This window comes from Paraburkholderia sp. GAS42 (genome assembly GCF_050436565.1).
GTDB lineage: Bacteria > Pseudomonadota > Gammaproteobacteria > Burkholderiales > Burkholderiaceae > Paraburkholderia.
This window is the reverse complement of the sequence record NZ_JBNDML010000018.1, coordinates 118,358-132,833: the sequence shown is the minus strand read 5'-3', so window position 1 is coordinate 132,833 and position 14,476 is coordinate 118,358. Positions and strand designations below refer to the sequence as shown.

General features: G+C 62.6%; 16 protein-coding genes and 2 pseudogenes. 11 read left to right on the top strand and 7 right to left on the bottom strand.

The window, feature by feature from the left end; translation table 11 throughout:
- Positions 1-112 precede the first annotated feature (112 nt).
- Positions 113-937: pseudogene (locus P3T16_RS24910) on the top strand (TonB-dependent receptor domain-containing protein); the annotation flags it as partial.
- Positions 938-992: 55 nt separating this feature from the next.
- Positions 993-1,172, top strand: coding sequence for a hypothetical protein (locus P3T16_RS24905; protein ID WP_429344308.1), 180 nt, complete (start codon positions 993-995; stop codon positions 1,170-1,172).
- 58 nt (positions 1,173-1,230) lie between these two features.
- Here the strand turns inward: P3T16_RS24905 and P3T16_RS24900 are convergent, their stop codons facing one another.
- Positions 1,231-1,590: a DUF3564 domain-containing protein gene (locus tag P3T16_RS24900; RefSeq protein WP_429256252.1), complete on the bottom strand. Its 360-nt coding sequence runs from the start codon at positions 1,588-1,590 to the stop codon at positions 1,231-1,233.
- A gap of 383 nt (positions 1,591-1,973) precedes the next feature.
- Between P3T16_RS24900 and P3T16_RS24895 the strand changes: the two genes are divergently transcribed.
- The 7 genes from P3T16_RS24895 to P3T16_RS24865 all read left to right on the top strand — a co-directional run bounded on the left by P3T16_RS24895 (position 1,974) and on the right by P3T16_RS24865 (position 6,875).
- On the top strand, positions 1,974-2,396 hold the full coding sequence (locus P3T16_RS24895; protein WP_429256251.1) for a rubrerythrin family protein: 423 nt from the start codon (positions 1,974-1,976) through the stop codon (positions 2,394-2,396).
- Between the two features lie 170 nt (positions 2,397-2,566).
- Positions 2,567-3,904, top strand: a complete 1,338-nt coding sequence (locus P3T16_RS24890; protein WP_429344345.1) for a heterodisulfide reductase-related iron-sulfur binding cluster — start codon at positions 2,567-2,569, stop codon at positions 3,902-3,904.
- 30 nt (positions 3,905-3,934) lie between these two features.
- Positions 3,935-4,516, top strand: a complete 582-nt coding sequence (locus tag P3T16_RS24885; protein WP_429256250.1) for a DUF3501 family protein — start codon at positions 3,935-3,937, stop codon at positions 4,514-4,516.
- Between the two features lie 112 nt (positions 4,517-4,628).
- Positions 4,629-5,303: a DUF4410 domain-containing protein gene (locus P3T16_RS24880; RefSeq protein WP_429344307.1), complete on the top strand. Its 675-nt coding sequence runs from the start codon at positions 4,629-4,631 to the stop codon at positions 5,301-5,303.
- Between the two features lie 91 nt (positions 5,304-5,394).
- Complete coding sequence (locus P3T16_RS24875; protein ID WP_429344306.1) at positions 5,395-5,784, top strand: ArsR/SmtB family transcription factor; 390 nt, start codon at positions 5,395-5,397, stop codon at positions 5,782-5,784.
- Complete coding sequence (locus P3T16_RS24870; protein ID WP_429344305.1) at positions 5,781-6,326, top strand: SRPBCC family protein; 546 nt, start codon at positions 5,781-5,783, stop codon at positions 6,324-6,326. Before P3T16_RS24875 ends, P3T16_RS24870 begins: the two co-directional genes overlap by 4 nt.
- A gap of 6 nt (positions 6,327-6,332) precedes the next feature.
- A complete protein-coding gene (locus P3T16_RS24865) occupies positions 6,333-6,875 on the top strand; it encodes a DUF488 family protein (RefSeq protein WP_429256246.1) in 543 nt (180 codons plus the stop codon).
- A 41-nt stretch (positions 6,876-6,916) separates the two neighbouring features.
- Here the strand turns inward: P3T16_RS24865 and P3T16_RS24860 are convergent, their stop codons facing one another.
- Positions 6,917-7,822 carry a DMT family transporter gene (locus P3T16_RS24860; RefSeq protein WP_429344304.1) on the bottom strand — a complete coding sequence of 302 codons (906 nt, stop codon included), beginning with the start codon at positions 7,820-7,822 and terminating at the stop codon, positions 6,917-6,919.
- Between the two features lie 163 nt (positions 7,823-7,985).
- Here P3T16_RS24860 and P3T16_RS24855 point away from each other — a divergent pair.
- Positions 7,986-8,904: pseudogene (locus P3T16_RS24855) on the top strand (helix-turn-helix domain-containing protein).
- 102 nt (positions 8,905-9,006) lie between these two features.
- On the opposite strand, the gene P3T16_RS24850 reads toward P3T16_RS24855, so the two are convergent.
- Complete coding sequence (locus P3T16_RS24850; RefSeq protein WP_429344303.1) at positions 9,007-9,420, bottom strand: DoxX family protein; 414 nt, start codon at positions 9,418-9,420, stop codon at positions 9,007-9,009.
- 23 nt (positions 9,421-9,443) lie between these two features.
- Entirely contained in the window at positions 9,444-10,169 is a 726-nt protein-coding gene (locus P3T16_RS24845) for a pirin family protein (protein ID WP_429344302.1), read from the bottom strand.
- A gap of 169 nt (positions 10,170-10,338) precedes the next feature.
- On the opposite strand from P3T16_RS24845, the gene P3T16_RS24840 reads away from it, so the two are divergent.
- Complete coding sequence (locus P3T16_RS24840) at positions 10,339-11,229, top strand: LysR family transcriptional regulator (RefSeq protein WP_429344301.1); 891 nt, start codon at positions 10,339-10,341, stop codon at positions 11,227-11,229.
- Positions 11,230-11,324: 95 nt separating this feature from the next.
- Here the strand turns inward: P3T16_RS24840 and P3T16_RS24835 are convergent, their stop codons facing one another.
- The 3 genes from P3T16_RS24835 to P3T16_RS24825 all read right to left on the bottom strand — a co-directional run bounded on the left by P3T16_RS24835 (position 11,325) and on the right by P3T16_RS24825 (position 14,236).
- Positions 11,325-11,648, bottom strand: coding sequence for a hypothetical protein (locus P3T16_RS24835; RefSeq protein ID WP_429344300.1), 324 nt, complete (start codon positions 11,646-11,648; stop codon positions 11,325-11,327).
- Positions 11,645-12,946 carry a CHASE2 domain-containing protein gene (locus tag P3T16_RS24830; protein WP_429344299.1) on the bottom strand — a complete coding sequence of 434 codons (1,302 nt, stop codon included), beginning with the start codon at positions 12,944-12,946 and terminating at the stop codon, positions 11,645-11,647. Before P3T16_RS24830 ends, P3T16_RS24835 begins: the two co-directional genes overlap by 4 nt.
- Before the next feature lie 129 nt (positions 12,947-13,075).
- Positions 13,076-14,236, bottom strand: a complete 1,161-nt coding sequence (locus tag P3T16_RS24825) for a Rieske 2Fe-2S domain-containing protein (protein WP_429344298.1) — start codon at positions 14,234-14,236, stop codon at positions 13,076-13,078.
- Positions 14,237-14,476 lie beyond the last annotated feature (240 nt).

Here is a 14,476-nt window from a genome sequence, read left to right as displayed (position 1 = left end):
GAAAACCAGTGGTCAGCTGCATGACCGCTGCAACGGCCGCGTGGCTAATCGCCGCTCACTTTTCTGACACCGTTCACGACGCCCACGCATGCTGCGCCCTGGTCTTCAGAAGGCGGCCGATCCGGCCTACAGGTCGACGAGCCAGACGTATAACGGACTGAATCCCAAGGTCGGCCTGCTGTGGCAGGCGAACAGCGACATTCAGGCGTTCGTCGACATCACGCGCAGTCAGGATGTACCGGACTTCGGCGACCTCACGCAGACGTTCAGCAAAACGACGCGCTTCACGCCGCTCACGTCGCAGCATGCGTGGACGCTTGAACTCGGCACGCGAGGAGCGCGCGACCGCGTGAGCTGGGATCTCACCGCGCATCACTCGATTGTGCGCGACCAGTTGCTTCAGTACACGACCAGCCCGGACATTCCCGCCTCGACGTTCAATGCGAACAGGACGGTCATTCAGGGGATCGAGGCGGCTGCGTCGGTCGATCTCTTCCGCGACATCGCGCGGGCGGGAGCGGGCGACAAGGTCACGTTGTCGGGACTCTGGAACCTGAGCGACTTTCGCTTCAAGGACGATCCGCAATGTGGCTCGAATCGCATCGCGGGCGTGCCGGTGAATGTATTGCGTGCATCGCTCGGTTATTCCCGTCCAGACGGTTTTCACATCTCGACGAGTGTCGACTGGGTGCCTGCCGGCGCATGGGCAGACGATGCCAATACGTTGCGCGTGCCCGGCTACGCGCTGCTCGGCGTAGAGGCGGGTATGGACTTTCGCAATGGCGTTTCAGTGTTCGTCGATGCACGCAACCTGACGAACAAACGCTATGTGAGCGACATCAGCACCGTTGCTGACGCTCGCACGGTAAGCAGCACCGCCATTTTCTATCCTGGCTCGGGCCGCAGTGTGTTTGCCGGAATGCGCTACGCGTTCTAAGGATCACATCGATGACCTCGACTCCGCCTCGTCCGGCCCGGAGAAGCGCCCGCTCGTGGAGAACGCCGGCCGTCTGGGCGCGCCAGTTGCCGGCATTCGTCAGATGATTGCAATCGGTCTGAATTACCGCCATCACGCGAAAGACCTCGCGGACGGCGACGCGATCGATATGTCGACTACCGGCTGGGCACGCAACGGCATCAGGTTCGCGACCTGCGCGAATACTGCCTTTTAACTGGTGCTAATGCAGCAAAGCGGGGGCGGCGCGGCTGGCCGCCCCGTGTCAGATCAGATCAGCTGTCGAACACGCCGTGTTCAGCGTGCACAGGCTGTCGATCGACGGCCTGAAGCCGCCAATACCCATTCATCGGCTTGTGCGCCGATGACGAAGACCACGCGGCCGAACCCTGCGCGGCGCTTACGCGCTGCTTGCGGTCGACGTGTAATCCGCGCAGCGTGCAAAGCGGCGCGTCGTCGCTGGGTGCGCACAGCATCGTGACGCCATCGACGTCACGCAGTTCGCCCCAGGCGGGAAAGTCAATGCCCTGATGTGATTCTCTGGACCATCGGTGCTGATCCGTGTCGAGCCAGAGGACAGCGTAATCGTGGTTCACGCTGGGATCCGACCCGTTGATCAAGATCGTAAGACGCATATAAAGCTCCAACGAAAAGACAACGTGAAGGCTTGGATGCCTTTCAGTCTAGGTCGGAGCAACGCTTTAGCAAGACGTTCCCGCAAACTGCGTCACGCACTTGTTACGAAATGCTTTTGCTGCGGTACTGCTGCGCGGCGACAACCGTCGGCAATCGTTGGCTATTGCAGAAATTGCCTGGCAGAGCGATGCGAAATGCGTAAAAACGCCAGTTTCTGGCTATCGACGGCATTGAAAAACACAATTGGGGAAGGGGTTGCGCAACCTCTAGATTTAGAGAGGCACGATGAGACGCGCGGCGTCGGCTCGTGCGCTCGAGGCGCGTAAAGAGACGACAAACGTCCAGCGCGCACCCACAATACAGGTACGGATGGAGGCAACAGATGTCACAGCTCAAAGGCTCCAGAACCGAAGAGAATCTGAAGTTCGCGTTCGCCGGCGAATCCCAGGCAAACCGTCGCTATCTATATTTCGCAGCCAAGGCCGACGTCGAGGGACAGAACGATGTTGCTGCGCTGTTCCGTTCGACCGCCGAAGGCGAGACTGGCCATGCACATGGTCACCTCGAATATCTGGAAGCGACCGGCGATCCGGCAACGGGTTTGCCGTTTGGTCCGTCGCGCCTGAATCTCGAGGCCGCGATTGCCGGCGAAACGCACGAGTACACTGATATGTATCCGGGCATGGCGAAAGCAGCGCGCGAAGAAGGTTTCGATGAAATCGCGAACTGGTTCGAAACGCTGGCCAAAGCCGAGCGCAGTCACGCGAACCGCTATACGAAGGCACTCGAAGCGCTGGTGGACTGACAGGCTCTGCTTGCTGGTCTGAATCGACGCCGCTGAAACAGGCACGCCCCTCACATGCGCATTGCATGCAGTATGCACGTGCGGCGCGTCCGGTCGACGCCGCGCGCACTGCGCGGAGCGGTGCCGCTTCGTCCGATCGCATCGCTTTCGCACAGGAGGAGCCCGACGCCATGCCGCATAAGGAAGGCAGTCTGGACGCGCCCACACGATATCCGCTCGACTGGCTCTCGGACGGGTTCTACGATCAGGCATCGCTCGACAAGGAGTTGTCGCGCGTCTTCGACATCTGCGCTGGATGCCGACGCTGTGTGTCGCTATGTGGCGCGTTTCCGGCACTTTTCGATCTCGTGGACGAAACGGATAGCGGCGAAGCGCACGACGTCGACACGCGCGAGTTCGGCAAGGTCGTCGACCAGTGCTATCTGTGCGACCTCTGCTACATGACGAAATGTCCGTACGTGCCGCCGCATCCGTGGAATGTCGATTTTCCGCATCTGATGCTGCGCGCGAAGGCGGTCGATTACCGGCGCGGCGATGTGCCGTTGCGCGATAAATTCCTCTCCAACACGGATGCGCTCGGCCACTTCGCGGGCATTCCGGTCGTTACGCAGACCGTCAACACTGTGAATCACACGGCGGCCGCGCGCGGTGTGATGGAAAAGGCGCTGGGCGTCGACAAAAAGGCGTGGTTGCCTGATTTCGCCGCGCGCAAGTTTCGCAGCGCTGCGCAGGAATCTCCGAAAAAGCCCGTGCGCGATGGCGAGCGCACGCCCGGCAAGGTCGCGATTTACGCGACCTGTTACGTGAATTTCAATGAGCCTGGTATCGGGCACGATCTGCTTGCAGTGCTCGCGCACAACGAGATTCCTTACGAACTCGTCGCGAGCGAGGCGTGCTGCGGCATGCCTTTGCTCGAACAGGGCAATCTGCAAGGCGTCGCGGGCAAGAAAGAGAAGAACATGCCCGTGCTCGCGAAATACGCGCGCGAAGGCTACGCGATCATCGGCGCGATTCCGAGCTGCGTGCTGATGTACAAGCACGAACTCCCGCTGATGTTTCCCGACGACGAAGACGTGCGTGCCGTCAGCGATGCGTTCTGGGACCCGTTCGAATACTTCGTGTCGCGCCATCGTGATGGCCTTTTGAAGACCGACTTCAAGACTGCGCTCGGCAAGGTGTCATATCACGTCCCATGTCACGCGCGCGTGCAGAACATCGGGCGCAAGACGTTCGAAACGTTGTCGCTCGTGCCCGATACGAAAGTGACCGTCGTTGAGCGCTGTTCGGGCCATGCGGGCACGTTCGGCGTAAAGAAGGAGTTTCACGCGATGGCGATGAAGATCGGTACGCCGGTTTTCAAGGCGATGGCGCAGGCGGAGCCGGATTACATTTCGTCCGATTGCCAGCTTGCAGGACATCACATCGAACAGGGTATCGACGAGAACGGATTGCGCCGCTCGCAGCTCGCGCATCCGCTGACGCTGTTGCGCAAGGCGTACGGCATCTGAGCATCTGACTCCGACAACGTGAGGCACGCCATGAGCATTGCCAGGAATTCGCTGCTGTCGCTGGAAACGTATGCGAAGTCGCGCAAAACGATGCGCGAGCAGGTCATCGAACACAAGAAGGAGCGTACCGTTCCGCTCGGCAATCACGTCACATTCCTGTTCGAGGACGAAACGACGATCCGCTATCAGATCCAGGAAATGCTCCACATCGAGAAAATTTTCGACGAAGCGGGCATTCAGGGCGAGCTCGACGCGTATCTGCCGCTCGTGCCGGACGGCAGCAACCTGAAAGCGACGATGCAGATCGAGTACGAAAACGAAATCGAACGACACGCCGCGCTGGCCCGGCTGATCGGTATCGAGGATCGCGTGTTCGTGCAGGTCGATGGCGAAGCGCCCGTGTACGCAATCGCCGACGAGGACATGGAGCGTGAGAACGCCGAGAAAACTTCAGCGGTGCATTTCGTGCGCTTCGAGTTGACGCCTTCGATGAAGGCGCGTCTGCGCGACGGCGCAGCGCTCAGGATCGGCAGCGATCATCCGAACTACCCGGTGCCGCTTTATACGATCGAGGCTGGGGTTCGCGCCTCGCTGCTCAAGGATCTGAAGTAGCGCGCGCTGCCAGGCGCGGCCGGTCGGGTAAACGCTGGCGGGAGTGCAGATCCGCTGAACGTCCGCGCCATGTACGATGACCGCGTCTGCATAACAGCTGTGGAGTCAGGTGATGAAAACCTCCTGGCGGTGCATCGCCTTGATCTCGTGCTGGCTCGCAGCGGTCGCCACCACAAGCCTTGCCGCTGATTCTTCAGGCACGCCGATTCCGTCCAGTGTCGTCTACGTCGCCGACTTCGATCTCGACGCCGCCGCCGTCAAACCTGACGACAGCCGGCCGCAGCGCGCCCGGCGCCTGATCGGCGGCCTGTTGCCGACCGGCCCGGTGATGCCGGAACAGGATCCGCAGGCACACGCCCAAAAGATCGTCGCCTCGATGGCCGGGCAACTGACCGCCGATCTGACGAAGGCCGGCGTGGACGCACGGCGGCTCGCGCCTGGCGCCGCGCGGCCGGATAAGGGCTGGTTGGTGCACGGCGTTTTCCTGAGCGTCGACGAGGGCAACCGGATCAAGCGTGCGGTTGTTGGCTTCGGCGCGGGGCAGGGCAGTCTGCAGGTCGCGGTGGCCATCGACGATCTCGCCACGCCGGGCCAGCCGCCGCTGTATGAAGACGTTGACAGCGGATCGGGCGGACATAAGCCAGGCGCCGCCATCAAGCTCAATCCGTATGTCGTCGCGGCAAAGTTCGTGCTCGCGGGTCACGACGAAGCCACCATGATCACGCACACCGCACAGCAGATCTCCGACGCGGTGGTTCAGCGTCTGCAAACCGCACCGAAGCAGTAGCTCAAGGCCACCTGAGGCCAGATCATGTACCGTACGATAATATTCAACCATATGGTTGAATAATGCGCGTTGTCCTCCTATACTCGCCTGCATGATCCAATCCGATTCCGCTCTGGACGGCGTCTTCCGTGCGCTGTCCGACCCGACGCGTCGCGCGATGCTGCGTCAGCTGGCCACTGGAGAACGCAATATCCGCGAACTCGCGGCGCCGTTTGACATGTCGTTCGCGGCCGCGTCCAAGCACGTGAAGGTGCTCGAAGGCGCGGGGCTGATCCGCCGGCGCATCGACGGACGCTCGCACGTCTGCCAGATCGAGGCAGGGCCGCTCGCGGCTGTCGATGCATGGCTGCGCTTCTACGAAAGGTTCTGGACCGCACACCTCGGCGTACTCGATGGACTGCTGCGCGAAGCCAGTGAGCGTGACGCAGGTTCTCAACCTTCCCAACCTGATGGGCCAGAACAGAAAGGAGAACACGAATGAACGAAGACGACTGTGGCGTGGCGCAGGGCACCCAGGTGATCCGCTTCGAGCGGTTGCTGCCGGGCCCGATCGAGCGGGTCTGGGCGTACCTGACCGATTCGGAGAAACGCGGCCAGTGGCTGGCATCCGGCGTGATGCCGGTCTATGCAGGCGGCGAATTCGAACTGCACTTCAATCACCGGAATCTGTCGTCAGTTCCGGCGCCGACGCCCGAGCCTTATCGCAAGTATGACAAGGGCCATGTGTCGCGCCATCGCGTGACGCGTTTCGAGCCGCCGCATGTGCTCGCCTTCACATGGGGCGACGAGAAGGAAGGGCAGTCGGAAGTACTGATCGAGTTGAAGCAGGCGGGCGAGCGCGTGCGCCTCGTGCTGACGCACGAAAAGCTGCCGGATCCGCAGCAGCAACTCGGCGTGTCCGGCGGCTGGCATGCGCATCTCGCGGTGCTGGAAGACCGGCTCAACGAGCGGCCGACGCCGTCGTTCTGGGCGATCTTCGCGGAACTCGAAGGCGTGTACGAAAAGCGGCTGCCGAAGTCCTGATCTGCGATGACGCTTCCGTTTTTCACGATCGGCCATTCGACGCATCCGCTGCCCGAATTCATCGGCATGTTGAAGGAGTCGGGCGTCGGGATGCTGGTCGATGTGCGCAGCATTCCGCGTTCGCGCACCAATCCGCAATTCAATCGTGACACGCTGCCCGACGCGCTTGCCGTCGAGCAGATTGGCTATCTGCACGTCGCGGAACTCGGCGGACGGCGCAGCAAAAGTCACGCGCCCGAGCCTTCGCCGAATGGTTACTGGACACATCCGGCGTTCCGCAACTACGCCGACTACGCGATGACAGACGCATTCCGCGATGGCCTCGCGACGCTGCTCGCAACGGGCCACCAGACGCGCTGCGCGGTGATGTGCTCGGAGGCGGTGTGGTGGCGATGCCATCGACGCATCATCACCGACTATCTGCTCGCGGGTGGCGAAACCGTGTTGCACATCATGGGCGCCCACCACGTGGATCCGGCGACGATGACGCCCGGCGCGCAGGCGCAAACCGACGGCACGCTGATTTATCCACCGGAAAAGCGTGACTAGAACCAGCGCCGTTCCCGGCGGGCTGCTCCGCTGCGGGCGCGCTACGCTGCCCGCTTTGCGGGCCGTCCCACGAAAATACGCCGCGTCATATCGAAGGCAACGAGATTGCCCGCGACAACCAGCACCAGCCCCACAATCGCCAGCGCGGACCATCGATATCCTTCGAACACCGTCGACAACGCAAGCGCGACGATCGGAAACAGCACGGTGCAATACGCGGCCCGCTCCGGCCCGATGCGTCCGACCAGCGTCAGATACGCGGTGAAGCCAATCACCGAACCCGGAATCGCGAGATAGAGCAGCGCGCCGAGATAGCGCGGGCCCGGTTCCAGCGCGAAAGGCAACCCGGCGACAAGACTGCCGACCGTCAGCACGCTCGCGCCGATCAGCATCGCCCAGCTGTTGGTGGCGAGCGGATGCAGACCCATGCCCTGCATCCGGCTCGACAGCAGATTGCCCGCCGAAAAGCACATCGTGCCGAGAAACGCGATCCCAAGGCCACGCCACATCGCGACGTCGCCGGCGTGGAGGGCCATCTGCTGCTCGAACAGGCACGCGATGCCAACGAGTCCAAGCAGCGCCCCGATGATCGCGGTCGGCTGCAACGTGCGGCCCATGAAAAGCCTGCCGTTGATCGAGTTCAGGAGCGGTGCCGTCGAGAACACGACGGCGACGAGCCCGCTCGGCACAACCTGCTCGGCGTAGTAGAAGCACAAAAAGTTGACGCAGAAGAGCGCAAGACCCTGCGCGGCCAGGAAGCGCCAGGCGGCGCGCGGCGGCCACATCGGGCGGCGCATCACGCGCAGGATCGCGAACAGCACCAGCGCGGCGAGCCAGAAGCGCAGCGCGATCGATACCGGCGGCGGCGTCACGCCCAGTTGCCATTTGATGGCGATCCACGTGGTGCCCCAGATCAGCACGGTCACGGCGTAGAGAAGCGGATTCATAAGGTTTTGCGCAGAAAGGGGAGAATTCGGGAGCCCGACTATGCGCCCGCGGGCGTCGCGCGACTTGTCCAGGATTGCGCACTTTTCCGGGCGCCGTCAGCGGCGCTCAGGTGTTCCCCGTATACTCGATGCATCTTTCCTGCTTATCGCCGCGCTAGAAGCCGTGAATCCGAACCCGCCCGCTCCCGTGATCGACCTTGCCGAGACGCCGTTTGGCCTGCACTCGGTGTGCCGCACGCTGGGCGAATCGAACGCGACGCTGGAGCGGTTCGCGTGGCTTGGCGACCAGCTGGCAGTCGCGATCTGGCGGCGCGAAACCGAGGAAGCCGAAACGATCTACGACCAGCCGGGCCATCACACGCTCTCGTGTTATCTGAATGGCGGCTACAGGACGGAACGTCAGAAGATGCCGGGTCTGTATGGCGCGCCGAGCCGGCTGTGCGCGCTGCCGGGTGACCATGAGTCGCGCTGGTGGGTGCGCGGACATATGCACTTCATGCATCTGTACTTCCTGCCGGAGCACTTCACGCGCCGCGCCGTGCAGGAACTCGACCGCGAGCCACGCGAACTGACGCTCGCCGATCGCACGTATTTCGAACATGCCGAAATCGCGCAGCTTTGCCAGACGCTCGCCAACGAACTGTGGGATGACCCCGACGGGCGGCTGCGTGCGAACGAGACCGCGCACGACGTGCTGAGCCTGCTGCTGCAGGCGCAATCGGTGCAGCGCACGAACGTGGCGCACAAGGGCGGATTGTCGGTGGCGACGCGCCGGCGCCTGCGCGACTATATCGAGGCGAATCTGACCCAGCCTGACACTCGGCGATCTCGCCGACGTCGCGTGTCTGTCCGAATTTCATCTGGCGCGGATGTTCCGAACGTCGTTTGGTCTACCGCCGCATGCGTGGATCGTGCAGCAGCGCCTCGATCGCGCGCGCGAATTGCTGCGAACGACCGCGCTACCGCTTGAACAGGTTGCGATTCATAGCGGCTACGCGAATCCGAGCCATCTGAGCCATCGCTTTCGCGCAGCATCAGGCGCGACGCCGACGGCTTACCGGCGGGCGATGCGGTCTGTTTGAACCTTCTATCCCCGAACAGGGCTCCGGAAGGCGACAAAAAAGGGACGCCACTTCAACTGGCGTCCCTTCGTCCTGCTGAACTGCTCCGTCAATCCTGACCGCTTACTTCTTCATGATCGCGTACTTGCCCGGGCCCGTGACTGCGAGGAGCAGCAAGCCGCCCATGATGCTGACGTTCTTGTAGAAGTTGATCATGTTGCCCATGTGCTCGGCGCCTTCCATCGTCCAGTAGTGGTGGCCGATCAGCGCGGCGCCGAACGTGTACAGCACGAACAGCAGCGCCAGCGGCCGCGTGAAGATGCCGAGAATCAGCGCGATTGCGACAAATACTTCCATCACCACCGCGATGATCGCCGACAGCATCGGCGCGGGCGCGCCCAGCGACCCCATATAGCCGACCGTGCCGCCGAAGTTGGTCAGCTTGCTCCAGCCGAACGCCAGAAACAGCACCATCAGCAGGACGCGCGCGACCAGAATCAGGCCGTCCCGGTTACGCTCGATCACATCATTCAACATGGTTGTTCTCCTTTTAAAATCGATCAGGACCACAGCGACGATACTTCAATCGGCCGCAGGTCGAATACCAGTACTTCGGCATTGTCGCCGTCCGCAAACTTCAGGGCAGTTTCGTGACGCACCCGCGCGCCGTCGCCTTCGGTCAGACGCGTGCCGTTCACCGTCACACTGCCACGCGCCACATGCATGTACGCAAAACGGTCAGCCGGCAGTTCGAGGCGCGCCGTTTCTTCGCCGTCGAAGAGGCCTGCGTACACCCGCGCGTCCTGACGCACTTCGAGTGAATCGTTCGCTCCGTCCGGCGAAATGATGAGGCGCAATGTGCCGCGCTTGTCGTCCGCCGAAAAATGCTTCTGCTGATAACGCGGCTCGGCGTCCTTCGTCGACGGGGCAATCCAGATCTGCATGAAGTGCACAGGCTCGCTCTTCGAGTGGTTGTACTCGCTGTGCGCGACACCCGTGCCTGCGCTCATCAATTGCACGTCGCCGGGACGGATGACCGAGCCGGTGCCCATCGTGTCCGCGTGTTCGAGCGCGCCTTCCAGCACGTACGAAAAGATTTCCATGTCGCGGTGCGGATGCTTGCCGAAACCGCGAGCGGGCGCGACGCGGTCGTCGTTGATGACGAGCAGGTCAGAAAAGCCCACCTGTTGCGGGTCGAAATACTGTGCGAACGAAAAGCTGTGGCGTGAACTGAGCCAGCCGTGTTCGCCACGACCGCGTTGATCTGCCTTGCGAATGTCCAGCATGTTTGCTTCTCCCGGTAAGTGAGTCGCTCCGGCGGTTGATCTGGTTGTTTCGAGGAACCGTCGTTGTCGCGATGTGAAGCTATTCTAGGTCAATCCACGGGGCTATAATCACATCGAAAAGTGACAGTTCGTCCTGTTTGAGTGGACGATTCACCTCAGGCACTCACCAATGCAACTGGATGATCTGAAGATCTTCGTGGCCACCGTCGACGCCCAGAACTTCACGGCGGCGGCCCGCAAGCTGTCGCTGTCGAAGCAGTTCGTCAGCCGGCGCGTGATGGCGCTCGAAGCGGAACTGGGCGTGCGGTTGCTGGTGCGCAATACGCGCAAGCTGGCGATCACGGATCTGGGTCGTGAACTCTACGAGCGTGCGCGCCGCATCCTGACCGAAGTCGAAGAAGCCGCTCAGGCGATGTCGTCGCAACAGGCCGAGCCGCGTGGTCTGTTGCGCGTCAGTGCGCCGATGTCGTTCGGCATGACGCATCTGTCGCCGCTCGTCACGCAGTTTCTGAAGCGCAACGACGCGGTGCGTTTCGAGGTCGTGCTGAGCGACCGCTCGGTGGATGTGATTGGTGAAGGCTTTGATATGGCGATCCGTATCGGCATGCTGGCCGATTCGACGCTGATCGCGCAGAAGATCGCCGATCTGCGCGTGGTGGCGTGTTGCAGCCCGGGTTATCGCCGGCGGCGCGGCGAGCCTTCGAGTCCGTCACAGCTGGAAAAGCACGAGTGCCTGCTGTACGGGCACCAGCGGCCGGTGATGTGGGAATTCGTGACCGGCGGCGCGCGTAAATCGTTTGAAGTGGCCGGGCGGCTGCATGTGAACAACGGCGAACTCGTGCGCGATGCGGCCGTCGCCGGTCTCGGCATCGCGTGGCTGCCGGAGTTCATCGTCGCGGATGCGTTGCGCGCCGGGACGCTCGTCACCGTGCTGGACGACTTCGAGCCGTCGCCATTCGGCTTGTACGCGGTGTATCCGCAGCATCGGCAGGGTTCGGGGACGATTCGTGCGTTTACGTCGTTCCTGCGCGAGGCGCTGGCGGGCAAGGCTGGGATGTGACGCGGGTTGCTGCGGCGCTGTCGCACCGCGCGATCGCGTAAAACGCATTGAATCCGGGGCGGGTAGCCGGCGCGCCCGGCTTTCCGCGCTTACTCTTACTGCATGGTCTTTTCGTTGTCCTTGGGCGCGACGGCCTTCCCGGCCTTCTTTGCGTTCTTTTGTCTGGCCGCGTCTACCTTGGTGTCGGAAGCCGCGAGGACCGGGTTGGTGTACTCGGCCGTCGCTACCTGGTTGTGCGTCGATCCATATCCGTTCGACGCCTGGCCGCCCGGCTTGTCGCCGTTTTCATCGTCCTCGCTGGGCGGCGGTGGACGCGCGGTCACGGTGCCGGCGTGTGCGTCGCCAGCCACAAACAAGGTCGCCATTGCCACCTGCAACAGGCTGGCCGCCAGTGCTGCGAAGGTCCAGTGCGCTTTCATTTCGCCTCCTTCGGTGTTTCGACGACCGCAGGCGGTGTTTTGACGACAGCAGCCTGTCGGTGCGCTTCTTCGGTCTCGAGTTCCGCGAGCCGTTCGCGCATCGTCGAGTGTTCGTCGTAGAGCCAGTGGAGGAACAGCAGCACGACGACCACCGTACATTCGAAGAATACGCCCGCATTCTGCGCGGCCACATACTGAAGCGCGATCAGGACCAACGTGGCCACGCCGAAAATTGTCCAGCGGACCCGGGGCTTTTCGAGCGCGAACGCGAACCCGACCAGCACGACGAGCAGCACGTCAGCAGCGAGATTGACCCACTCGGGCACGCGGTGCGCGAAGCGGCTGTCGAGCAGGGCTGCGACGTAGTTGAGGTGCAGCAGCACGCCCGGCGTCATGCCGAGCGGCGACCGGTGCAGGTCCACCATATCGCCGCGGCCAAACGCATACGCATGCCAGCCCGCGCCAATCAGGATCGTCTGGCCGTGGATGTGGTTCTCCAGGTCGTCGTCGCTCATTCGTGAGATCGCGTCTGACATCAGGACGCTATCGGCGCTTCTGAACTCGGCGTCCGTCATGAATGTGCCGTATGGAAAACTGTCCGAATCGCGCAAGGCGTCGGCGCGCTGCGCGTTGCGCGCCCGCACGATGGCCATCGTGAACGACTCGGCCGATCCGCCGTCGCGTAAGTGGGCGCGGATCGGCACCTGGCGCGTATCGTCGGGCAGATTGAGATAGCCGCGCGTGATGTTCTTCGTCACGAACGGTTGCCCGTCGAGCACGCCCGATTCGAGGACGCACGGTTTGCTGCTGCAGTTCAGCGTCGTGGGAAGCACGATGTGGCAGCCGGATGTTGCGGCCTTGTTGACGTCGTCGACGAAGGTGGCGGTTTCGCTGCGGTAGTCGCTGTGATCGCGCACGCTGCCGTCCACCACGGGTGAGCGCATGTCGAAGTCGATCGCCACCACGTTGGCGTGCGCGCGGCACAGCCGGGTAATGAGGTCGCCGAGGTAGTCGCGTTTAATCGGCGAGCGGCGGGCGAGCCGGGGATTCTTCCAGAAATCCTCATCGGAAATGAGGACGACGGCGGAATCGGCGGGAAGCGGCGCACGGGCAGTCCACCGGCTGACGACCTGGTACGCCCACATCCGGAGCCTGAGCAGATCGTCGGGACTGTTCTTCGTCCAGTACGCGTTGAGCGCGATGCCCAACGCGCCGATCACGGCCACGCGAATCCAGTAGCCGAGCTTCTTCCTCGCGAGCTGCGCCTTGACGTTCGAGAGCCAGGTCGGCGTGGGCATCGCGGACCCTCCGGTTTGCGACTCACGACTGAGACGGGACGACGCGCACGGGTTGCCCGGCCGGTTTTGTCTGGGGAATCAGGTCAATCGCGGCGGTCTGCGATGTATGAGACCGCCGTCTTGTTTCACTCAGCTCGACATCCGCGTTAGCGGCTGCCACGAATCAGCTTTCTTCCGGAGGCTTTCGCCGCGCGGCGTCAGTTCAGACGCGCCGCATTCGCGCAGCAGATCGCGCAGATCGTTGATGACCGGAAACACTTCATGATTCCAGTCGGCGCCCTGTTTATCGTGCGCGGCCTGTTCGGCTTCGACGATCTCACGGTCTTCCTTAAAGATGCGCTCGGTGAACCACACCAGCAGCGGCCACGCCAGATCGAGCGCGCCCGGAATACCCGGTTTCTTGATCGACAGCAGCCCGAACGTGCGATTCGTACGCTGTTCAGCGTCGACCGGCACGTAGATGATCCAGAGATTCATCACGAGTGTCTGGTCGGAGGTGCGGATCTGTAGCGTCTGATACGGATATTCCGTACGGATCGTCATCACGTCCTTGTCGTTCTGGCCGCCGCCATTGCGGTTCTGACCAAACACAAGCGCCTCGCCGACCGGCTGCTTGCCTTCCATCCGCGCAAACGTGTAATCGACTTCGACCCAGCCTTCGCCGCGACGGCGCCCGAGCGAGCGGGCGCGCATCTGGCCCATCTGCCGGCGGTGCAGGAACTGATGGTTCATGTCCATCAGGTTCTCGTGCATGAACGAGTAGTGACACTTGACCTCGCGGCCAAAACGACGCGTCTTGTACGCCTTGTCCGCGACCGAGGCGAGAGGCGGTAAGGGCTTGTCTTCCGCGAGCGCAGGATCGCCGGGGAACACAAAGATCAGACCTTCGACCTCGCGGCACGGATACGCACGCACGCCGTTCGGGAGCCGCTCACGGCCCAGATACGGGACATCGATGCAGCGGCCTGAGCAGTCGTAGGTCCAGCCGTGATAGCAGCAGCGGATCGATTCGCCATCGACGACGCCCTGATGCAGCGGTACCTGGCGATGCGCGCAGCGGTCTTCAAGCGCGAACACGGAGCCTGATTCTGTGCGCACCAGCACGATCGGCTCGCCGGCGAAACGTACGCCGTGCGCCTTACCGCGCTTGACTTCCCGCGACCAGGCGAGCGGATACCAGTTATCCGGATGAATGGGCACACGGCGCAGATCGCGCACGGGCGCCCCTGCGGGTGCGCCGGAAGCGCCCTCGTCAAGGGTGCTGCTATCCAGCGTGGGAACTGCATGCATGGGCGACGCCTCCTCGCGACTGAACTGGATCTCGGGGTTTCACTATGAGTTGGATGAACATCGCCGGTCAGTCTACTAGAACCAAAGTCCATGCGCAGGGTTTGCGGAACCGGGTTTGCACGCAGTTGACCGGCCGGGTGGGTGCGCATTGTGGCGTCTCGTGGAGCGCGAGCGCCTGAAAAGCGCCCTCTCACGGCTACTTTCGATGCCGGACGTCGGCCCGCGGCGATCTGCCGTTCC